This window comes from Alkalilacustris brevis, from assembly GCF_003350345.1.
In the GTDB taxonomy this organism is placed as follows: domain Bacteria; phylum Pseudomonadota; class Alphaproteobacteria; order Rhodobacterales; family Rhodobacteraceae; genus Alkalilacustris; species Alkalilacustris brevis.
This window is the reverse complement of record NZ_QNVJ01000008.1, coordinates 17,625-37,277: the sequence shown is the minus strand read 5'-3', so window position 1 is coordinate 37,277 and position 19,653 is coordinate 17,625. Positions and strand designations below refer to the sequence as shown.

Sequence of the window (19,653 nt, the reverse complement as noted above, 5' to 3'; positions counted from 1 at the left end):
ATTACCCCTTCACCGCTTTGACGATTTTCTCAGCCGCATCCGAGAGGTTGTCGGCGGCGATCACGTTCAGGCCGGAGTCGTTGATGATGGCCTTGCCCTTGTCGACATTGGTGCCTTCCAGCCGCACCACAAGCGGGACCTCGAGGCCCACTTCCTTGACCGCGGCGATCACGCCCTCGGCGATGATGTCGCAGCGCATGATGCCCCCGAAGATGTTGACGAGGATGCCTTTGACGTTCGGGTCCGAGGTGATGATCTTGAAGGCTTCGGTCACCTTCTCCTTTGTGGCGCCGCCGCCCACGTCGAGGAAGTTGGCAGGCTCGGCGCCGTAAAGCTTGATGATGTCCATGGTGGCCATCGCCAGCCCAGCGCCGTTGACCATGCAGCCGATCTCGCCGTCGAGCGCGATGTAGTTCAGGTCATACTTGGAGGCCTGGAGTTCCTTGGGGTCTTCCTCGCTCTCGTCACGCAGGCTCAGGATGTCGGCCTGGCGATAGAGCGCGTTCGAGTCAAAACCCATCTTGGCGTCGAGGCACTTGAGGTCGCCGCCGTCGGTGACGATCAGCGGGTTGATCTCGAGCATCTCGGCGTCTTTCTCGACGAACAGCTTGTAGAGCTTGCTCACCAGATCGACGCATTGCTTGACCTGCTTGCCCTCGAGCCCCAGCGCGAAAGCGACGCGGCGGCCATGAAAGCCCTGGATGCCGGTGGCCGGATCAACGCTGAAGGTCAGGATCTTTTCGGGGGTGGAGGCGGCGACCTCCTCGATATCCATGCCGCCCTCGGTCGAGACGACAAAGGAGATGCGGCTGGTCACGCGGTCAACCAGAAGCGCGAGGTAAAGCTCGCGCTCGATATCCGAGCCATCCTCGATATAGATGCGGCCCACCTGCTTGCCCGCCGGGCCGGTCTGGTGCGTGACCAGGGTGCGCCCCAGCATCGCCGCGGCTTCCTGCGCGGCCTCTTCGACCGACTTGGCCAGGCGGACGCCGCCTTTTTCGCCAGCCGAGGCTTCCTTGAACTTGCCCTTGCCGCGGCCGCCCGCGTGGATCTGGGCCTTCACGACCCAGAGCGGCCCGTCCATTTCGCCCGCGGCGGTCTTGGCCTCGTCGGCCTTGAAGACGACGCGCCCGTCGGACACGGGGGCGCCATAGCTGCGAAGCAGCGCCTTGGCCTGATACTCATGAATGTTCACGGTTTTGTCCCACTCCTGCTTACTTTGCGGCTGTCATGGCACAGCGCGAAGCCGGACAAAACGAATTTTCGCCTGCAGGGGCGGTTTCAGGCAAAGAAATGCCGATTTGTGATCACACCCGGAAAAGGTGTGATCACAATTTTCAAAAATGGATCAGCCGAGGTTGCTGTCGATTCCCCGGCAGGCCGAAACCAGCCCGCGCACCGCCTCGACCGAGGCGTCGAACATGCCCTGCTCGTCCTTAGTGAGCTGGATATCGACGATCCGCTCGATCCCGCCGGCGCCGATCACCGTCGGCACGCCGACATAGAGGCCCTTGAGGCCAAAGACGCCATCGCACCAGGCCGCGCAGGGAAGCACGCGCTTCTGGTCTTTCAGATAGGCTTCAGCCATTTCGATGGCCGAGGTCGCCGGCGCATAGAAGGCCGAGCCGGTCTTCAGCAGGCCGACGATCTCGGCGCCGCCGTCACGGGTGCGCTGCACGATCGAATCGAGCCGCTCCTGGCTGGTCCACCCCATCTTCACGAGGTCGGGCAGCGGCACGCCTGCGACAGTGGAATAGCGCGTCAGCGGCACCATGGTGTCGCCATGCCCGCCCAGCACGAAGGCCGTGACGTCGCGCATCGAGACGCCGAATTCCAGGCTGAGGAAATGGCGGAACCGCGCCGAATCCAGCACGCCGGCCATGCCGACCACCTTTTCGTGCGGCAGGCCCGAATATTCGCGCAGCGCCCAGACCATCGCATCGAGCGGGTTGGTGATGCAGATCACGAACGCATCGGGTGCGTGGGCCCTGATGCCTTCGCCCACGGCCTTCATGACCTTGAGGTTGATGCCGAGCAGATCGTCGCGGCTCATCCCCGGCTTGCGCGGGACGCCGGCGGTGACGATGCAGACATCGGCGCCGGCAATGTCGGCATAATCGTTGGTGCCCTTGAGCGTGGCATCAAAGCCTTCGGACGGGCCGCTTTCGGCGATGTCCAGCGCCTTGCCCTGCGGGATGCCCTCGGCGATGTCGAACAGGATGATGTCACCGAGTTCCTTGATCGCGGCAAGATGGGCGAGCGTGCCGCCGATCTGTCCTGCGCCGATAAGCGCGATCCTGGGTCTGGCCATTTGAAGTTTCTCCGGTCAGTTGCTTGACGCGGCGAGGCCTAGTCGCTCTGGCCGCCTCGCGCAAGAGCGCGGCGGTTCAATGCGCAGGCGCAAGGCGGCGCGGCCGGGGTTTCCGCCCGCCCGCGAAAGAGGTAAGCGGGCGGAAAAGCGGGAAAAACCGCGTGGAGGAATGAAAAGTGATCGACCTGTTGTTCCTGAGCGCGGCAATTCCCGCGGTTCTGTTCGCCGGGATTTCCAAGGGCGGTTTTGCCGGACATGCGGCTTTCGTGGCGACGCCGATTCTGGCGCTGGTCATCGATCCGGCGCTGGCGCTGGGGCTGATGCTGCCGCTCTTGATGCTGATGGATGTGGGCACGGTGCGCGCCTGGTGGGGGCAATGGCACCGGCCCAGCGTGATCGTGCTGGTCGCGGCGTCCATTCCCGGCGTGTTGCTGGGCGCGGCGCTTTACCGGGTGACGGACCCCGACATCTTCCGCCTGTTCATCGGGGTGATGTCGATCGGGTTCGTGTTTTACCAGGTTGCCCGCCAGACGGGGTTGCTCAAACTTTCGCCGGCGTTGTTCTCGCCGATCAAGGGCAGTGTCGCGGGGCTGCTGGCGGGTTTTGCCAGTTTCGTCAGCCATGCGGGCGATCCGCCGATGGCGATGTTTCTTCTGCCCCTTCGGCTGTCGAAAGCGGCCTATCAGGCGACCTGTTCGGTGGTGTTCTGGGCGATCAACTTCATGAAGGCGGTGCCCTATGCGGTGCTGGGTTTCTTCACGGTCGAGACATTGGCGGCCAACCTGATCCTGGCGCCGGTGGCGATGCTCGGGGTCTGGCTGGGCGTGCTTTTGCACCGGCTGGTGTCCGAGGCGGTATTCTTCGGTTTTGCCTATGTGCTGCTAATGCTGATCGGTGTGCGCCTGATCTGGGTTGCGCTGGGCTGACCGGCGGGGCCGGGGCCTGACCGCGGGGAGCGATTTTGGGACAAGACCTCTGCAGGACACAGCACCCTCGCCAAACGGCCCACCCGGCGCTGCCTTCGGGTCACTTCTCAGCCCGCGTCATGCGGTGGCCTTTTGCAAAGATCACGCGGCCTGTTCGGCCACCGCGGGCCGCACCGGTTGCGTCAGCGCGCCGTGGCCCGAGGCGACAAGGCATGTCTTGCCCAAAGGAACGGTCAGCGTGAGCGTCCAGCTTCCGCTGCTGTCCGAGACATACAGCTCCACAATGCCCTCGCCCGAGATCCAGCCGGTCTGCCGCCGGGTTTCGCCATAACGCTCGGCCAGCATCTGCAGGACATGGGCGCGCGTGCCGCAGGGGCCTTCCACGCCCGTGGCCGGGGCCATGGCCGCGGGGGCAGGGGCCGGCAACGCCCACGCGACGGCCATCAACGCGCCAAGGACCTTTTGCATCATTCCCCCTCCGCTCAAGCACTGGCGCGCCGCGATGCGGGCGCGCCCCGTTAAAGGTGCCGCGGGGTGGCAAAGATTTGGTTAACGCGGCCGACGGCGGCGCCAGGACAGGCTCCCGCTGCATCGCAGCAAATTCGGCTTGCCACAGCTTCCGCTTTCAGCGACCTTCGCGCAACAATATTGCGAGGAGGGAATCATGGAAACGCGCCCGTTCCGGTCGGCCCTGTATATTCCGGGCTCGAACCCCCGCGCGCTGGAAAAGGCGCAAGGCCTGTTCTGCGATGCGATCATCTTCGACCTGGAGGATGCCGTCGCCGTCGCCGAAAAGGCCAATGCGCGCGCCCTTCTGGCCGAGGCGCTCGCCACTGCCGATTATGGTTCACGCGCGCGGCTGGTGCGGATCAATGCCTTTGATAGCGGCTGGGCCGAGGCCGATCTCGATGCGCTGGCCGACGCCCGCCCCGAGGCGATCCTGCTGCCCAAGGTCAATGCCGCCGCCGATATCGAGGCGCTGGCCCGGCGGCTCGATGACCGCGCCGAAACCGCCGACACCCGGATCTGGGCGATGATGGAAAGCTGCGCGGGCGTGCTGAACGCCCAGTCCATCGCCACCGCGCCGCGCATGGCGGGATTCGTGCTGGGCACCAACGATCTGGCGCGCGAGATGCAGTGCCGTTTCACCGCTGACAGGCTGCCGCTGCTCACGGCGTTGCAAACCTGCCTGCTGGCCGCGCGTGCCGCAGGGATCGTGGCGCTGGACGGGGTGTATAACGCCTTTCGCGACGAGGCGGGGCTGCGGGCCGAGTGCGAACAGGGCCGCGACATGGGATTCGACGGCAAGACCTTGATCCACCCGGCGCAACTGGCCATCGCCAACGAGGTGTTCTCGCCCGAGCCCGAAGAAATTGCGCTGGCCCGCCGCCAGATCGAGGCCTGGGCCGAGGCCGAAGGCCGGGGCGAGGGGGTCGCGGTTGTCGATGGCAGGATCGTCGAGAATCTGCATATTGAGATGGCCCGGCGCATCCTGGCGCGCGCCGAGGCGATCGAGGCAATGCAGCGGGGAGAATGACATGGGATACCCGATACTGATCATCGGTGTGGCGCTGTGGTGGGTGGCGCATCTGTTCAAGCGGCTGATGCCGAGGCTGCGGGCGGCGATCACCGCGCGCACCGGTGAAGGCAGCCGGGGCATTTTCGCCGCGCTCCTGCTGCTGGCCATCGTTTTCATGTCGGTCGGTTACCGCGAGGCCGAATACCACTGGCTGTGGCTGCCGCAGCCCTGGATGTATCACCTGAACAACCTGCTTGTGCTGATCGCCTTCTATATCTTTGGCATCGGCATGGCGCGCGGGGAGCTTTCGCAGAAATTCCGTCACCCGATGCTGACCGGCACGCTGATCTGGGCGCTGGCGCATCTGATGCTCATGGGGCATCTGGCGGGGTTGATCCTGTTCGGCGGGCTTGGTCTGTGGGCGGTGGTGGCCATGGCGATGATCAACATCCAGGAACCCGCCTGGCGCCCGAAGCCGCCCAAGGGGGGCTGGCTGCGCGATCTGGTCGCGCTGCCCATCGTGCTGCTGGTTTTCTGGATCGCCGGGCGCGTTCATGCCTGGCTGGGCGTCAACCCTTTCGGAGCGATGTGAGATGAAAGCCTACCGATTGCTGACTGGCGAGGACACCCCCGCCTTTTGCCACAAGGTGACGAAGGCCCTGAATGAGGGTTGGGAGCTTCATGGCGCGCCCGCCTACGGGTTCGATCAGGCCAATGGCATCATGCGTTGTGCGCAGGCCGTGGTGAAGGATGTGCCCGGCGCCAATTATGACCCGGACATGAAACTGGGCGGTCTGTGATGAGCAAGACCAGCGCCGGCCGCTTTTTCGAGGATTACCGCCTGGGCGAGGTGATCGTCCACGCGGTGCCGCGCACCCTTTCGGGCGGCGAGCGGGCGCTTTACCATGCGCTTTACCCGGCGCGCGGGGCGCTGCATTCGTCGGACACCTTTGCCCGCGCCTGCGGCCTGCCGGCCAGCCCGCTTGACGACCTGATCGTGTTTCACACGGTGTTCGGCAAGACGGTGCCTGACATCAGCCTCAATGCCGTGGCCAATCTGGGCTATGCCGAGGGGCGCTTTCTGCGCCCGGTCTGGCCCGGCGATACGCTGCGCGCCGAAAGCGAGGTGATCGGCCTGCGCGAAACCTCGAACGGCAAGGCCGGTGTGCTGTGGGTGCGCACGCGGGGCCTGAACCAGCACGGCGCGCCGGTGCTGGAATATGTGCGCTGGGTGATGGTGCGCAAGCGCGACGCGGCGTCGCCCGCGCCCGATACGGTGGTGCCCGATCTGGCGGCAGCGGTTTCCGCCGCCGACCTGTGCGTGCCCGACGGGCTGGATTTTACCGGCTACGACTTCGCGCTTGCCGGCGAACCGCACCGCTGGGGCGATTATGCCGTGGGCGAACGGATCGACCATGTGGATGGCGTCACCATTGAAGAGGCCGAGCACATGCTGGCCACGCGGCTGTGGCAGAACACCGCGAAGGTGCATTTCGACGCCACCCACCGCGAGGACGGGCGGCGGCTGATCTATGGCGGGCATGTCATCAGCCTTGCACGCGCGCTCGGCTTCAACGGGCTGGCCAATGCGCAGATGATCGCGGCGATCAATGCCGGGGCACATGCGAACCCCTGTTTTTCCGGCGATACCGTGCGCGCCTGGTCCGAGGTGCTGGACAAGGCCGAAACCGCCGCGCCCGGTGTCGGCGCCCTGCGCCTGCGGCTGGTGGCGGTAAAGGCGGGCGGTGGGGCCTTCGCCTTGCGCGACGAGGCCGGAAAATACCTGCCCGAGGTGTTGCTCGATCTGGACTACTGGGCGCTGGTCCCGCGGTGAAGCGCATCGCGTGGCCGCAAGGCATGGGGTGCCATGTTACCCGTATTTGTGATCACGCTAATTTTTTCCGTGATCACAAACGTGCATTTCTGTGAAAATCGGCAAAAAAAGCGGCGTTCAGGTATGTCTGGACGCGTGACACCGGCGGAATTTACGTTATGGATGTCGCAAAGCCAGCCTTGGGGCCAGCCGCCCCGGGGCACGAGCCACCATGGAGGGATCCGGTCATGGCTGACGTCAACAGGGGAAACCGCCCGCTTTCACCGCATGTGTCGATCTATCGCTTTCCGCTGAACGCGATCCTGTCGATTGCGCACAGGATCACCGGTGTCGGGCTTTCGATCACCGCGCTTCTGGTCGTGTGGTGGTTTCTGGCCGCGGCCATCTCGCCGGGGTATTTCGCGACAGCCGACTGGTTTCTGACCTCGTGGCTGGGCACGCTGATCATGGTGGTCAGCGCCTTCGGTCTGTGGCTGCATTTCTGCAACGGCATCCGGCACCTGATCTGGGACACCGGCAGCTGGTTCGGCAATCACCGTGTGACCGTTTCCGGCCAGGCGGCAATTGTCATCGCGGTCATCCTGACCATCGCAACCATCATTCTGGCCTGAGGGAGGGAAGCATGAGCTACCGCACCGACCGGCAACGTGTTTCGGGCCTGGGCAGCGCCGGGCATGGCGTGACCCACTGGGTCGAGCAGCGCCTCAGCGCCATCGCGCTGATCTTTCTCACCCCGGCCTTCCTTTTTCCGTTCGCCATGAACCTGGGCGCCGGGCACGAGGCCGTGCTTGAAACCTATTCCCACCCTTTCCACGCCATCGTCGCGATCGCCTTCATCCTTGCGGTGTTCCTGCACATCCATCAGGGGTTGCAGGTGGTGATCGAGGATTACGCCGGCAGCAAGGCCGTTGAAACCGTGCTGCTGATCGCCGTGCGCCTGATCTGTGCGCTGTTCGCGCTGATCGGCGCTTTTGCCATCATCGTGATCGCGCTCGGCGCCTGAGCAGGAGAAAGACATGCCCGCATACGAGATCGAGCATCACACCTATGACGTCGTGGTCGTGGGCGCCGGCGGCTCGGGCCTGCGCGCGACGCTCGGCATGGCCGAGCAGGGGCTCAAGACCGCCTGCGTGACCAAGGTTTTCCCGACCCGGTCGCACACGGTGGCCGCGCAGGGGGGCATTGCCGCCTCGCTGTCGAACATGGGGCCGGACCACTGGCAATGGCACATGTACGACACGGTGAAGGGCTCTGACTGGCTGGGCGACACCGACGCGATGGAGTATCTGGCGCGCGAGGCGCCCAAGGCCGTCTACGAGCTGGAACATTACGGCGTGCCGTTTTCGCGCACCGAGGAAGGCAAGATCTACCAGCGCCCCTTCGGCGGCCACACCACCGAGTTCGGCGAAGGCCCGCCCGTGCAGCGCACCTGTGCTGCCGCCGACCGCACCGGCCACGCCATGCTGCACACGCTCTATGGCCAGTCGCTCAAGCAGAAGGCGCAGTTCTACATCGAGTATTTCGCCACCGACCTGATCATGTCGGAAGACGGGCAGTGCCAGGGCGTGCTGGCCTGGAAACTTGATGACGGCACGCTGCACGCCTTCAACGCCAAGATGGTCGTGCTGGCCACCGGCGGCTATGGCCGCGCCTATTTCAGCGCGACCAGCGCCCATACCTGCACCGGCGACGGCAACGGCATGGTGGCGCGCGCGGGCCTGCCGCTGCAGGACATGGAATTCGTGCAGTTCCACCCCACCGGCATCTATGGCGCGGGCTGCCTGATTACCGAGGGCGCGCGTGGCGAGGGGGGCTATCTGACCAACTCGGAAGGCGAGCGTTTCATGGAACGCTATGCGCCGACCTACAAGGACCTGGCGTCGCGCGATGTGGTCAGCCGCTGCATGACCATGGAAATCCGCGAGGGCCGCGGCGTGGGGGCGAACAAGGATCACATCCACCTGCACCTCAATCACCTGCCGCCCGAGACGTTGAACCTGCGCCTGCCGGGCATCTCCGAATCGGCCAAGATCTTCGCCGGTGTCGATGTCACCAAAGAGCCGATCCCGGTTCTGCCCACGGTGCATTACAACATGGGCGGCATCCCCACGAATTACTGGGGCGAGGTGCTCGATGCCGATGCCGAGAACCCCGATCGCATCGCGCCGGGGCTGATGGCCGTGGGCGAGGCCGCCTGCGCCAGCGTGCATGGCGCCAACCGGCTGGGCTCCAACAGCCTGATCGACCTGGTGGTGTTCGGCCGTGCCGCGGCGATCCGTGCCGGGCAGGTGGTGGACCCCGAAGCGCCGAACCCGGTGCTCAACCAGGCCTCGCTCGACAAGGCGGTGGAGCGGTTCGACCAGTTCCGCAATGCCGCCGGCGCGGTGCCGACGGCCGATCTGCGCCTTGAGATGCAGACCACCATGCAGGCCGACGCGGCAGTGTTCCGCACCGACAAGACCCTGGCCGAGGGCTGCCAGAAGATGGAGGCCGTGGCCGGCCGCATGGCCGACATCAAGGTGTCCGACCGGTCGCTGATCTGGAACTCCGACCTGATGGAGACGCTCGAGCTTGACAACCTCATGCCCAACGCGATGGCCACCATCGTTTCGGCCGAGGCGCGCAAGGAAAGCCGCGGCGCCCATGCGCACGAGGATTACCCCGACCGCGACGACAAGACCTGGCGCAAGCATTCGCTGGCCTGGGTCGATGGCGCCAAGGTGCGGCTGGATTACCGCCCCGTGCACACCGAGCCGCTGACCACGAAGGACGAAGGCGGGATCGACCCCAAGCGCATCGCGCCCAAGGCGCGGGTGTATTGATGGCGGGTGGCAACCCGGCGCCGGGCGTTCCTGCCCGCGGCGCTGCACCCGGACATCCGGCAGCACCCGTCCAGCATTGATGGAGAAGACGCAAGATGGTGCAACTGACCCTTCCCAAGAACAGCCGGATCCGCACCGGCAAGACCTGGCCCAAGCCCGATGGTGCGAAAAACCTGCGCAGCTTCCGCATCTATCGCTGGAACCCCGATGATGGCGAGAACCCGCGGGTCGATACCTATTTCGTCGATCTCGACGATTGCGGGCCGATGGTTCTGGATGCGCTGATCTACATCAAGAACAAGATCGACCCGACGCTGACCTTTCGCCGCTCGTGCCGCGAGGGGATCTGCGGCTCTTGCGCCATGAATATCGACGGGCAGAACACGCTGGCCTGCATCTTCGGCATGGACGAGGTCAAGGGCGACGTGAAGGTCTACCCGCTGCCGCATATGCCGGTGGTCAAGGATCTGGTGCCGGACCTGACGCATTTCTACGCGCAGCACGCCGCGATCCAGCCCTGGCTGGAAACCAAGTCGAACACCCCGGCGAAGGAATGGAAGCAGTCGATCGAGGATCGCGAGAAGCTCGACGGGCTTTATGAATGCGTGATGTGCGCCTGCTGCTCGACCTCCTGCCCCAGTTACTGGTGGAACGGCGACCGCTACCTGGGGCCGGCGGCGCTGCTGCATGCCTATCGCTGGATCATCGACAGCCGCGACGAGGCCACGGGCGAGCGGCTGGACGATCTGCACGATCCGTTCAAGCTCTATCGTTGCCACACCATCATGAACTGCACGCGGACCTGCCCCAAGGGGCTGAACCCGGCGCGCGCGATCGCCGAGATCAAGAAGATGATGGTCGAGCGGGTGATCTGACCGGGCGGGCGCGCTGCTGGCATAGGGGTGCCCTGGGCGGCGAATTGTGGTTTCTGAACAGTTGGTTGAAGTGGCTTGCCACGCACACTGCAGCCGCAGCCTGATTGGCACATTGGCCCCAAGTTTGGCACGGGCGACCAGCCCGTGCCGCGCCCGAACCTTCCCACGGGAGGGCGCATTTGCGGCGTCGCGCCCATCGGGTGAGTCATTCGGGCTTGTGAGATTAAGCGCCCCGCACAAGCGTCGCGAAGCGCCCACCCAGGGCCGGGCGCGGCCCTTCGCTCGAAGCCGAAAACTTCAGTTGGAGGGCAGCTCTCGCTCAACCTGCGCGGATCATATGGTGCTGCGCCTGTGCCTCGCACACCCGATTGCATCCTGCCGCCGTTTCGGCCATCCATGGGCCATGTATATCCTGCTGGGCCTGATCATCGCGGTGCTTGTGATACTGGTGCTGCGCCCGTGGAACCGGCGTCAGTGCCGTTGGCGCGAGGATCGGCGCGCGCTGGTTGACGGGCGCGTGTTGCATCGCTGTGTCGCCTGCGGGGCCGAACAGGCGCTGCCGCCGGGGCGCAAACCGCCATCCTGTCTTGCCGGGGAGCGCCGGAAATGACCCACCAGCCCCCCGCCGATTCAGATGCCCGCCGCGCCATCGCCCCGGTTATCTGCTACCCGGTCGCGGCGCTGCCGCAGCCCGACATGGCGCTTTACCGTGCCGCGCGCGAGGGCGCCGAGGCCGTCGCCGAAACGCTGGTCCCGCCGCGCGATGCGCGGGCGTTCCGCGTGCCGAAAGGGCATTTCTTCCGTATCCATTCGGTCGAGGGGCCGCAGGTGGGCGATCTGAACCTTTTCAACGCCGATGACCTGTCGGAGCGATTCTTTTCCGGCAAGGCGCGGGCGCTGCACGGCACGCATCTGGGCGAAGGCCACAGGATGTGGTCGTGCTTTCCCCATCTGCGCCCCATGGCCACGATCTCCCATGACAGCCTGGCCTGGTATGGCACCGACCCTTACGGCGCCCGGGTGCATGACGTGATCGGCACGCGCTGCGATCCCTATACCAACCGGTTGCTTTCAGGCACCGATTATCACCATTGCTGCCACTCCAACCTGACCCGCGCGCTTGCCGCCGAGACGGGTCTGCCGCTGACGCAGGCCGAGGCGCATGTGCATGACGTGCTCAATGTCTTCATGTGCACCGGGTTCACCGCCGACACCGGGCAGTATTTCATGAAGGCCAGCCCGGTGCGCCCCGGCGATTACCTGGAGTTCCTGGCCGAGATAGACCTGCTGGGCGTGCTCTCGGCTTGTCCGGGCGGCGATTGCGGGGCCGAGCATTCCAGCGACGCGTCGGCCTGCTTTCCGCTGCGGGTCGAGGTGTTGCGCCCACGTCCCGGCGCGCTGGAGGGTTGGCATCCGCCCGCGCCCTCGGCGTATGACCGCAGCCACGGGGCCTGAGCCGGGCTTCAGCCCTCGGCGAATGCTGCCTCTAGCGCCACTTCGACCATCGCATGAAAGCCGCTCTCGCGCTCTTCGGGTGTCAGCGATTCGCGGCTGGGCAGGTGGTCCGAGATCGTCAGCACCGCCAGCGCCCGTGCGCCCAGCCGCGCGGCCACGGTGTAAAGCTCGGCGGCTTCCATCTCGACGGCCAGCACGCCGTGGCGGCGCAACTGCGCATCCAGTTCGGGGCGCTCGTCATAGAAGGCATCCGAGGAATGAATGCCCCCCACATGCACCGGGTATCCGCGCCGCTGCGCGGCCCCGTGTGCGGCGGCCAGCAGCCCGAAATCGGCACAAGGCGCGAAGGAGAAGTCCGGAAACAGCCCCGCCGAAGGCGTGGCGCGCGCGCTGCAACTCATCGCCAGCACCAGGTCGCGCAGATGCACATGATCCTGCAGCGACCCGGCCGATCCGATGCGGATCAGGCTGCGCGCGCCGAAATCACGGATCAGCTCATGCGCGTAGATCGACAGCGACGGCATGCCCATGCCCGAGCCATGGATCGTCACTCTATGCCCGCGCCAGTGCCCGGTATAGCCCAACATCCCGCGCAAGGCGTTGATCTGCCGGGGCGCTTCAAGGAATGTCTCGGCTGCCCATCGGGCGCGCAGCGGGTCGCCGGGCATCAGCACGGTTTCGGCAATGTCGCCCGGGCTGGCCCCGATATGGATGGTCATGTGATCCGGCCCCCTGATGCAATGCACCGCCAGCCTAGCGCATTGCGCCCGCCGGTTGGAAGCGGGCGGCGTGCTACTCTGCCGCCACCGGCGCGCGCCCCACCAGATGTACGATATCCATCATGATCCGGTTGAGTGCGAAATCCTTGGGCGTGTAGACGGCGGCAACCCCCATGGCGCGCAGCCGCGCGGCGTCGGCCTCGGGGATGATGCCGCCCACGATCACCGGCACATCCTCCAGCCCCTCGGCGCGCATCAGTTCCATCAATTCGGCGATCAGCGCCATGTGCGAACCCGACAGGATCGACAGCCCCACCACATGCGCGCCCTCGCGCCGCGTGGCGGCGACGATCTCGGCCGGGGTCAGGCGGATGCCTTCGTAATGGATGTCCATGCCGCAATCGCGCGCCCGCGCGGCGATCTGCTCGGCGCCGTTCGAGTGCCCGTCCAGCCCCGGCTTGCCGACCACGAACTTGAGCCGCCGCCCCAGTTGGCGCGAGGCTACGTCTACGGCGGCGCGAATTTCTTCCAGACCCTCAGTGCGGTTGGAGGGGGCGGCCGAGACCCCCGTGGGCGCGCGGTATTCGCCAAAGGCGGCGCGAATCGTCGCGCCCCATTCGCCGGTCGTCGCCCCGGCCTTCGCCGCCGCGATAGAAGGCGGCATGATGTTGGCGCCGCTGCGCGCGGCCTCGCGCAGCGCCACAAGCGCGGCCTGCACGGCCGCTTCGTCGCGCGCCGCGCGCCAGGCGTGCAGGCGGACGATCTGGTCTGCCTCGGCGCCGGGGTCGGATTGCATGATGGCGCCTTCGCCGGTGGTCAGCGGCGAAGGCTCGGTCGCGGTGAAGCGGTTCACGCCCACCACCACGGTTTCCGCCGATTCGATGCGGGCGATGCGGTCGGCATTGGCCTCGACGAGGCGGGCCTTCATGTGCTCGATGGCGCCGACCGCGCCGCCCATCGAATCGATCTGCGCCAGTTCGGCGCGCGCCTCGTCCTTGAGCGCGGCCACCTTGGCCGCCACCGCCGGGTTGCCGTCGAACAGGTCGCCATATTCCAGCAGGTCGGTCTCATAGGCCATGATCTGCTGCATCCTGAGCGACCATTGCTGATCCCAGGGGCGGGGCAGGCCAAGGGCCTCGTTCCAGGCGGGCAGTTGCACGGCGCGCGCGCGCGCGTTCTTGCTGAGTGTGACCGCCAGCATCTCGATCAGAATGCGGTAGACGTTGTTTTCGGGCTGCTGTTCGGTCAGCCCGAGGCTGTTGACCTGCACGCCATAGCGGAAGCGGCGGAATTTCGGCTCGGTCACGCCGTAGCGCGCAAGGCTGATTTCGTCCCAAAGCTCGGTGAAGGCGCGCATCTTGCACAGCTCGGTCACAAAGCGGATGCCGGCATTCACGAAAAAGCTGATCCGCCCCACCATCGCGGGGAAATCGGCCTCGGGCACCTTGGTGCGCAGATCGTCGAGCACCGCGGTTGCGGTGGCCAGGGCATAGGCCAGTTCCTGCGCCGGTGTCGCGCCAGCCTCCTGCAGGTGGTAGGAACAGACATTCATCGGGTTCCATCTGGGCAGGTGGGTGCGCGTCCAGGCGGCGACATCGGTGATCATCCGCAGGCTGGGCGCGGGCGGGCAGATATAGGTGCCGCGGCTGAGGTATTCCTTGATGATGTCGTTTTGCACCGTGCCCTGCAGCGCGGCGACATCGGTGCCCTGTTCCTCGGCCAGCGCGACATAGAGCGCCAGCAGCCAGGGCGCGGTGGCGTTGATGGTCATCGAGGTGTTCATCTCGGCCAGCGGGATGCCATCGAACAGCGCGCGCATGTCGCCCAGATGCGCCACCGGCACGCCGACCTTGCCGACCTCGCCACGCGCGAGTTCATGATCGCTGTCATAGCCGGTCTGGGTGGGCAGATCGAACGCCACCGAAAGCCCGGTCTGCCCCTTGGCCAGGTTGCCCCGGTAAAGGGCGTTCGAGGCGGCGGCGGTCGAATGGCCCGCATAGGTGCGAAACAGCCAGGGCTTGTCGCGGTTTGTATCGGTCATGGCGTGGCCCCGGATCAATGGGTCATAAATGGCACTTCGCCTGCCAGTTACGCGAAATAATATGTCCCTGTCAATTCGCTGCGTTGCGGCAATGTGGCTGCGGCATCGTGGTGGAGGGCGGCGCGCGAAAAGCAATTGCCAGAGCCGGTGCTTGCTGTAAGCCTGCGCTGATGAATTCGACAGTGGAAATCCCCCTCTGGGTGCTGGTTCTGGTGCTTGGCTTTGCCGCCATCGCCGCGCTTGACCGGGTATTGGTGCCCTCGGTGCGCTGGTTCTTCCGCCGCCGCATGGAGCGCGCGGTGGCTGAGCTGAACAAGCGGCTCGAACGCCCGATCCAGCCCTTCAAGCTGATGCGCCGGCAGGACATGATCGTGCGCCTGATCTACGACCCGCATGTGATGGAGGCGGTGGTCGATTACGCCCATGAAGAGGGCGTGCCCGAAAGCGTGGCATTCCAGCAGGCGCGTTCCTACGCGCGCGAGATTGTCCCAAGTTTTTCGGCCAGTACCTATTTCGGCTTCGCCATCAGGATAGCGCGGGCGCTGTCGCGCGCGCTCTACATGGTGCGGCTGGGCCAGTATGACGCGGCGGCGATCCGCGCGATCGACCGCAAGGCGACCATCGTCTTCGTGATGAATCACCGCTCCAACATGGATTACGTGCTTGTGACATGGCTGGCGGCCGAACGCTCGGCGCTGTCCTACGCGGTGGGCGAATGGGGGCGCGTCTGGCCGCTGCAGGGGCTGATCCGTGCCATGGGCGCCTATTTCATCCGTCGCCGGTATCTCAACCCGCTCTATCGTCGGGTGCTGGCGCGCTATGTGCAGATGGCCACGCAGGAAGGGGTGACGCAGGCGCTGTTTCCCGAAGGCCGGCTCAGCCTGGATGGCCGCGTCGGTCCGGCCAAGATGGGGCTGCTGCATTACATCGTGGGCGAGATTGATCCCGAAAAAGGGCGCGATGTGGTGTTCCTGCCGGTCGCGCTGAACTATGACCGCGTGCTTGAAGACCGTGTGCTGCTTGCCGCGGGCGAGAGCGGGCAGCGCCGGTTCCGGGTGCGGTTCTCGACGCTTGCGGGCTTTGTTTTGCGGCATGTCTGGCAGCGGCTGCGGGGGCGGTACCGCCGTTTTGGCTATGCCGCGGTCAGTTTTGGCGCGCCGCTGTCGCTGACCGAATTCCGGACACAGAACCCCGAGGCCGGGATTGATGCCCTGGCCGACGTTCTGATGGCCCGTATCCGCGAGGCCGTGCCTGTGCTGCCCGTGCCGCTGGTGGCCGCGGTGCTGCTGCGGGCCGATACCCCCTTGAGCGAATCCGAGATTATGGAGCGCGCCACGCCCTGGGTCGATAGCCTGCGCGCGCATGGCTACCATGTTCACATGCCCGGCGGCGATGCCGGCCGCGCGGTGGGGGAAGGCATTGCCGCGCTGACGCTGCGCGGCATCCTCGTGGCTGAGGAGGGGCGCTTGCGCGCGGGCGAGGGGCAGGAGGCCGCGCTGGCCTTCTATGCCAACTCGATCATGCACATCCTTGATGCAGATGCAGAAAGAAGAAGTGCCGCAAGCGAGGCGATTCCGGCAACTCCGGCCCGTTTGCGCCGTCCGGGTGAAGGCGTCGAGACATAAAGTTTCGTGTCATGGTCATTATGGGTTGAAAAGTTACCCTTCGGTGAGTATCCCGATATGGGAGGGCCGCGATTCTGCGTCGCGGCATGGCACTTGCAGCGAAGAGGCTCCCATGGCGCTGGACACCTACCCCGCAATCCCCGCGTATGACGCACCGCAGAAAGACCTCTACGAACTGGGCGAGATGCCCCCGCTCGGCCATGTGCCCCGGCAGATGTATGCCTGGACCATCCGCCGCGAGCGCCATGGCGAACCCGACACCGCCATGCAGATCGAAACCGTCGATGTGCCGAAGCTCAACAGCCACGAGGTGCTGGTGCTCGTCATGGCCGCGGGGGTCAATTACAACGGGGTCTGGGCTGCGCTGGGCGTGCCGATCTCGCCCTTCGACGTGCACAAGGCGCCGTTTCACATTGCCGGATCGGATGCCTCGGGCATTGTCTGGGCGGTGGGCGACAAGGTTCGGCGCTGGAAGGTCGGCGACGAGGTCGTGATCCACTGCAACCAGGATGACGGCGACGATGAACACTGCAACGGCGGCGATCCGATGTATTCGCCCAGTCAGCGCATCTGGGGTTACGAGACGCCCGACGGCAGTTTCGCGCAGTTCACCAACGTGCAGGCGCAGCAGCTCATGCACCGGCCCCGGCACCTGAGCTGGGAAGAATCGGCCTGCTACACGCTGACCCTTGCCACGGCTTACCGGATGCTGTTCGGGCACGAACCGCATGACCTCAAGCCGGGGCAGAACGTGCTGGTCTGGGGCGCGTCGGGGGGGCTGGGATCTTATGCCATCCAGTTGATCAACACCGCAGGCGGCAATGCGATCGGCGTGATCTCGGAAGAGGACAAGCGCGATTTCGTCATGTCGCTGGGCGCCAAGGGGGTGATCAACCGCAAGGAATTCAACTGCTGGGGCCAGTTGCCCACGGTCAACACCCCCGAATACAACGACTGGCTGAAAGAGGCGCGGCGCTTCGGCAAGGCGATCTGGGAGATTACCGGCAAGGGCGTCAGCCCCGACATCGTCTTCGAACACCCCGGCGAGGCGACATTCCCCGTCTCGGCGCTGGTGTGCAAGAAGGGCGGGATGGTCGTGATCTGCGCGGGCACCACGGGCTATAACTGCACCTTCGATGTGCGCTACATGTGGATGCACCAGAAGCGCCTGCAGGGCAGCCATTTCGCGCATCTCGCGCAGGCCGCCGCGGCCAACCAGCTGATGATCGAGCGCCGGCTCGACCCCTGCATGTCGGAAGTGTTCCCCTGGGCCGAGATCCCGGCGGCACACATGAAGATGCGCCGCAATGAACACAAACCGGGCAACATGGCGGTGCTGGTGCAGGCGCCGCGCAGCGGGCTGCGCACCTTCGAGGACACGCTGGAGGCGGCTCGCGGCGGCTGAACGTGGCCACGTATTCGCGCTATGGTTGTTTTTCGTATTGATACGGATTGTCCCCCCAAGCAGGGGTAATCGCGCGGCAGACTCCGTGTTACCAATGACAGGGTGACGCTGGCAGGCCGGGGCTGTCGCATGGGCCATGACTGGATTTTCGAGGTGCTTTCAGACGTGAAAGCCTATGCCGACAGGCACGGGCTTGTCGCGCTGGCGGCAAAGGCGGAGGAGGCGCTCGCCGTCGCGCGGGCCGAGATCGCGGCCGAGCAGGGCGACGACGGCGAAACCGGCACCGACGACCAGCCCGGCCGCCCGGGGGCGCGTGGCGAACCTTCGCGCCGGAACTGAGCGGCATCATCGCCGCCCGCCGGTCAGCTGCGCCGTGATCGACACTGGTGGCCTGTCTGGCCTGCCGCTATGGTGGCGCCATGCAAGTGACCCCTGCACCACAGTTTTCCGAAGACCAGGCCGAGGCGCATGACCGCCTTGCCGAGATGCTGCGGCAGGCCGGCGTGGATATCGAGGCGGGCGCGCTTGCCCCGCCCGGCGGGGCGGAGCCGGGCAGCCAGGTGCTGGCGGTGCTCGGGCGCGCCGGGTCGGGCAAGACGATGCTGCTGGCGGCGCTGACCCAGGCGCTTGTCGATGCCGGGGTCGAGATCGTGTCGGCCGATTACGAGGGCCGCCGCCGCCGCGACCGGCGCACGGTGGCGATTCTCGCGCCCACCAACAAGGCCGCCAGCGTGCTGCGCAACCGCGGGGTGCCGGCGACGACCATTCACCGCATCCTCTATACGCCGGTCTATGACCCGGAATACGAGCGCATCGCCGAATGGCTGGCCGGAAACGGCACCAGGCCCGAGATCGAGGGGCTGGGCGACAGCGCGCTCGACCGCGCCCGCGCCTTCTACGATAGCGTCAAATCCATCCCTGGTGCCCTGGCTGCGGCCGGGCTGCGGGGGTCCGATTTCATCCGGGGCTGGAAACGGCGCGACGACCCGCTCGACATCGGGCTGATTGATGAGGCCTCGATGCTCGATGAAAGGCAGTTCGCCGACCTGCAGGACATCTTTCCCAGCCTCGTCCTGTTCGGCGACCCGGCGCAGCTCGCGCCCGTGGGGCAATCGGGCGAGATGGTGTTCGACACCCTGGCGCCGGCGCAGAAGCTGGAGCTGCAACGCATTCACCGGCAGGCCGAGGGCAACCCGATCCTCGATCTGGCCCACGCGCTGGCCGATCCGGCGCTGACTTTTGACGCTTTCGAGCGGATGGTCGAGGCCGCCGCGCGCGAGGATGACAGGGTGGTGCTCGCGCGCCGTGTCGAGGCGGACCTGATGGCGCGCTCGCCGGTTCTGGTCTGGCGCAATGCCACACGCATCCGGCTGATCCATGCCTTCCGCGCGGCGTTCGAGGCGCCCGCCGACGACCTGCTGCCCGGCGAGCCGCTGATCTGCGACGGGCTGGAACTGCCGCTGAAGCATCGCAAGCGGCGTATCGACCTCGAGGCGCGCGGGCTGATCAAGGGCGCGCAGGCGATCTATCTGGGGCCAGGGCGCAAGCCGGGTTTCGCGCGGCTTCACGTGATTGGCGCTGAAGAGCCGCAGCTTTCCGCCGCCTCGATCATCAAGATCGAACAGCTCGATCAGGAGGCCGAGCCTTTCATCCCCTCGGCGGCACGGATGGGCGCGGCCTTCCTGCATGGCGCCGCGGTGACGATCCACAAGGCGCAAGGGTCGCAATGGCCCGATGTGCAAGTGTTCGCGCCCGATCTCTGGGCCGCCGCGCGCTCGGGCCGGATCGAGGCGGGCGTGCCCTTGTGGAAGCGGCTGGCCTATGTCGCGATCACCCGGGCGGAAAAGCGGCTGTTCTGGGTCACGCGTTACCGGCTGGCGCGGCCGCAGGGGCCGCTCTCGGTTGCCGACCTGAAATCGCCGCCGGGCGAGCTGGCGCTCGAACCCGAGGGGTGAGGCTCGGCGCGTTTGCCGAGCGCGCGGCATTTGCCGCTTTTGCACCCGCAGGCGAAGGGGCGGGGCCAGTTGCCCACGCCGGATGCCTTCGGCGAGGATATTTTTCTCACAGTGAAGGGGCTGACGCCGGCAACAGGCGGGCCGCGGGCTTTCCCGCGTGCGCTTG

20 protein-coding genes are annotated in these 19,653 nt (G+C 65.9%); 15 read left to right on the top strand and 5 right to left on the bottom strand.

All coding sequences use genetic code 11. The features are described 5' to 3' along the window. Window position 1: 1 nt before the first annotated feature. The gene (gene sucC / locus DQ229_RS00830) at window positions 2–1,195 is read right to left on the bottom strand and encodes an ADP-forming succinate--CoA ligase subunit beta (protein WP_114964380.1); all 1,194 of its coding nucleotides are present in this window, start codon (window positions 1,193–1,195) and stop codon (window positions 2–4) included. A 153-nt stretch (window positions 1,196–1,348) separates the two neighbouring features. Next, window positions 1,349–2,311 carry a malate dehydrogenase gene (mdh, locus tag DQ229_RS00825; RefSeq protein ID WP_114964379.1) on the bottom strand — a complete coding sequence of 321 codons (963 nt, stop codon included), beginning with the start codon at window positions 2,309–2,311 and terminating at the stop codon, window positions 1,349–1,351. A gap of 176 nt (window positions 2,312–2,487) precedes the next feature. Here mdh and DQ229_RS00820 point away from each other — a divergent pair, with 176 nt between their 5' ends. Then, on the top strand, window positions 2,488–3,237 hold the full coding sequence (locus DQ229_RS00820; RefSeq protein WP_114964378.1) for a sulfite exporter TauE/SafE family protein: 750 nt from the start codon (window positions 2,488–2,490) through the stop codon (window positions 3,235–3,237). A 141-nt stretch (window positions 3,238–3,378) separates the two neighbouring features. Here DQ229_RS00820 and DQ229_RS00815 read toward each other — a convergent pair whose 3' ends face one another. Next, window positions 3,379–3,708 (bottom strand): hypothetical protein, encoded by a 330-nt coding sequence (locus tag DQ229_RS00815; protein WP_114964377.1) that lies wholly within the window; start codon window positions 3,706–3,708, stop codon window positions 3,379–3,381. Between the two features lie 193 nt (window positions 3,709–3,901). On the opposite strand from DQ229_RS00815, the gene DQ229_RS00810 reads away from it, so the two are divergent. The 10 genes from DQ229_RS00810 to DQ229_RS00765 all read left to right on the top strand — a co-directional run bounded on the left by DQ229_RS00810 (window position 3,902) and on the right by DQ229_RS00765 (window position 11,742). Further along, entirely contained in the window at window positions 3,902–4,774 is an 873-nt protein-coding gene (locus DQ229_RS00810; protein ID WP_114964376.1) for an HpcH/HpaI aldolase/citrate lyase family protein, read from the top strand. 1 nt (window position 4,775) lies between these two features. Then, the gene (locus tag DQ229_RS00805) at window positions 4,776–5,348 is read left to right on the top strand and encodes an NnrU family protein (protein ID WP_114964375.1); all 573 of its coding nucleotides are present in this window, start codon (window positions 4,776–4,778) and stop codon (window positions 5,346–5,348) included. A gap of 1 nt (window position 5,349) precedes the next feature. After that, window positions 5,350–5,556: a DUF1737 domain-containing protein gene (locus tag DQ229_RS00800; protein ID WP_114964374.1), complete on the top strand. Its 207-nt coding sequence runs from the start codon at window positions 5,350–5,352 to the stop codon at window positions 5,554–5,556. After that, a complete protein-coding gene (locus DQ229_RS00795) occupies window positions 5,556–6,590 on the top strand; it encodes a MaoC family dehydratase (protein ID WP_114964373.1) in 1,035 nt (344 codons plus the stop codon). Before DQ229_RS00800 ends, DQ229_RS00795 begins: the two co-directional genes overlap by 1 nt. 227 nt (window positions 6,591–6,817) lie before the next feature. Beyond that, on the top strand, window positions 6,818–7,201 hold the full coding sequence (gene sdhC / locus DQ229_RS00790; RefSeq protein WP_114964372.1) for a succinate dehydrogenase, cytochrome b556 subunit: 384 nt from the start codon (window positions 6,818–6,820) through the stop codon (window positions 7,199–7,201). An 11-nt stretch (window positions 7,202–7,212) separates the two neighbouring features. Then, the gene (gene sdhD, locus DQ229_RS00785; RefSeq protein WP_114964371.1) at window positions 7,213–7,593 is read left to right on the top strand and encodes a succinate dehydrogenase, hydrophobic membrane anchor protein; all 381 of its coding nucleotides are present in this window, start codon (window positions 7,213–7,215) and stop codon (window positions 7,591–7,593) included. A 13-nt stretch (window positions 7,594–7,606) separates the two neighbouring features. Then, window positions 7,607–9,412 (top strand): succinate dehydrogenase flavoprotein subunit, encoded by a 1,806-nt coding sequence (gene sdhA / locus DQ229_RS00780; protein ID WP_114964370.1) that lies wholly within the window; start codon window positions 7,607–7,609, stop codon window positions 9,410–9,412. 95 nt (window positions 9,413–9,507) lie between these two features. Further along, window positions 9,508–10,287: a succinate dehydrogenase iron-sulfur subunit gene (locus tag DQ229_RS00775; protein WP_114964369.1), complete on the top strand. Its 780-nt coding sequence runs from the start codon at window positions 9,508–9,510 to the stop codon at window positions 10,285–10,287. A gap of 403 nt (window positions 10,288–10,690) precedes the next feature. Further along, window positions 10,691–10,897, top strand: a complete 207-nt coding sequence (locus tag DQ229_RS00770) for a hypothetical protein (protein WP_114964368.1) — start codon at window positions 10,691–10,693, stop codon at window positions 10,895–10,897. Then, window positions 10,894–11,742 carry an urea carboxylase-associated family protein gene (locus DQ229_RS00765; RefSeq protein ID WP_114964367.1) on the top strand — a complete coding sequence of 283 codons (849 nt, stop codon included), beginning with the start codon at window positions 10,894–10,896 and terminating at the stop codon, window positions 11,740–11,742. Before DQ229_RS00770 ends, DQ229_RS00765 begins: the two co-directional genes overlap by 4 nt. 8 nt (window positions 11,743–11,750) lie before the next feature. On the opposite strand, the gene deoD is transcribed toward DQ229_RS00765, so the two are convergent. Together deoD and DQ229_RS00755 are read right to left on the bottom strand one after the other, a co-directional pair. Beyond that, complete coding sequence (gene deoD, locus DQ229_RS00760) at window positions 11,751–12,461, bottom strand: purine-nucleoside phosphorylase (RefSeq protein ID WP_114964366.1); 711 nt, start codon at window positions 12,459–12,461, stop codon at window positions 11,751–11,753. Between the two features lie 73 nt (window positions 12,462–12,534). Beyond that, window positions 12,535–14,517 carry a protein meaA gene (locus DQ229_RS00755; RefSeq protein ID WP_274378813.1) on the bottom strand — a complete coding sequence of 661 codons (1,983 nt, stop codon included), beginning with the start codon at window positions 14,515–14,517 and terminating at the stop codon, window positions 12,535–12,537. A gap of 155 nt (window positions 14,518–14,672) precedes the next feature. On the opposite strand from DQ229_RS00755, the gene DQ229_RS00750 reads away from it, so the two are divergent. The 4 genes from DQ229_RS00750 (at window position 14,673) to DQ229_RS00735 (ending at window position 19,487) form a co-directional block, all read left to right on the top strand. Further along, complete coding sequence (locus tag DQ229_RS00750; protein WP_114964364.1) at window positions 14,673–16,127, top strand: 1-acyl-sn-glycerol-3-phosphate acyltransferase; 1,455 nt, start codon at window positions 14,673–14,675, stop codon at window positions 16,125–16,127. Window positions 16,128–16,239: 112 nt separating this feature from the next. Continuing rightward, the gene (gene ccrA, locus DQ229_RS00745) at window positions 16,240–17,532 is read left to right on the top strand and encodes a crotonyl-CoA carboxylase/reductase (RefSeq protein WP_114964363.1); all 1,293 of its coding nucleotides are present in this window, start codon (window positions 16,240–16,242) and stop codon (window positions 17,530–17,532) included. A gap of 129 nt (window positions 17,533–17,661) precedes the next feature. After that, window positions 17,662–17,871 (top strand): hypothetical protein, encoded by a 210-nt coding sequence (locus DQ229_RS00740; RefSeq protein WP_114964362.1) that lies wholly within the window; start codon window positions 17,662–17,664, stop codon window positions 17,869–17,871. Window positions 17,872–17,951: 80 nt separating this feature from the next. Then, window positions 17,952–19,487, top strand: a complete 1,536-nt coding sequence (locus DQ229_RS00735; RefSeq protein WP_114964361.1) for an ATP-dependent DNA helicase — start codon at window positions 17,952–17,954, stop codon at window positions 19,485–19,487. Window positions 19,488–19,653: the final 166 nt, after the last annotated feature.

Coding starts and splice junctions, on each gene's coding strand:
- DQ229_RS00750 (WP_114964364.1), top strand. CDS start 14,673: ATGAATTCGACAGTGGAAATCCCCCTCTGGGTGCTGGTTCTGGTGCTT.
- ccrA (WP_114964363.1), top strand. CDS start 16,240: ATGGCGCTGGACACCTACCCCGCAATCCCCGCGTATGACGCACCGCAG.
- DQ229_RS00765 (WP_114964367.1), top strand. CDS start 10,894: ATGACCCACCAGCCCCCCGCCGATTCAGATGCCCGCCGCGCCATCGCC.
- deoD (WP_114964366.1), bottom strand. CDS start 12,461: ATGACCATCCATATCGGGGCCAGCCCGGGCGACATTGCCGAAACCGTG.
- DQ229_RS00770 (WP_114964368.1), top strand. CDS start 10,691: ATGTATATCCTGCTGGGCCTGATCATCGCGGTGCTTGTGATACTGGTG.
- DQ229_RS00800 (WP_114964374.1), top strand. CDS start 5,350: ATGAAAGCCTACCGATTGCTGACTGGCGAGGACACCCCCGCCTTTTGC.
- sdhA (WP_114964370.1), top strand. CDS start 7,607: ATGCCCGCATACGAGATCGAGCATCACACCTATGACGTCGTGGTCGTG.
- DQ229_RS00810 (WP_114964376.1), top strand. CDS start 3,902: ATGGAAACGCGCCCGTTCCGGTCGGCCCTGTATATTCCGGGCTCGAAC.
- DQ229_RS00805 (WP_114964375.1), top strand. CDS start 4,776: ATGGGATACCCGATACTGATCATCGGTGTGGCGCTGTGGTGGGTGGCG.
- DQ229_RS00775 (WP_114964369.1), top strand. CDS start 9,508: ATGGTGCAACTGACCCTTCCCAAGAACAGCCGGATCCGCACCGGCAAG.
- DQ229_RS00795 (WP_114964373.1), top strand. CDS start 5,556: ATGAGCAAGACCAGCGCCGGCCGCTTTTTCGAGGATTACCGCCTGGGC.
- DQ229_RS00735 (WP_114964361.1), top strand. CDS start 17,952: ATGCAAGTGACCCCTGCACCACAGTTTTCCGAAGACCAGGCCGAGGCG.
- DQ229_RS00815 (WP_114964377.1), bottom strand. CDS start 3,708: ATGATGCAAAAGGTCCTTGGCGCGTTGATGGCCGTCGCGTGGGCGTTG.
- mdh (WP_114964379.1), bottom strand. CDS start 2,311: ATGGCCAGACCCAGGATCGCGCTTATCGGCGCAGGACAGATCGGCGGC.
- DQ229_RS00740 (WP_114964362.1), top strand. CDS start 17,662: ATGGGCCATGACTGGATTTTCGAGGTGCTTTCAGACGTGAAAGCCTAT.
- sdhC (WP_114964372.1), top strand. CDS start 6,818: ATGGCTGACGTCAACAGGGGAAACCGCCCGCTTTCACCGCATGTGTCG.
- sdhD (WP_114964371.1), top strand. CDS start 7,213: ATGAGCTACCGCACCGACCGGCAACGTGTTTCGGGCCTGGGCAGCGCC.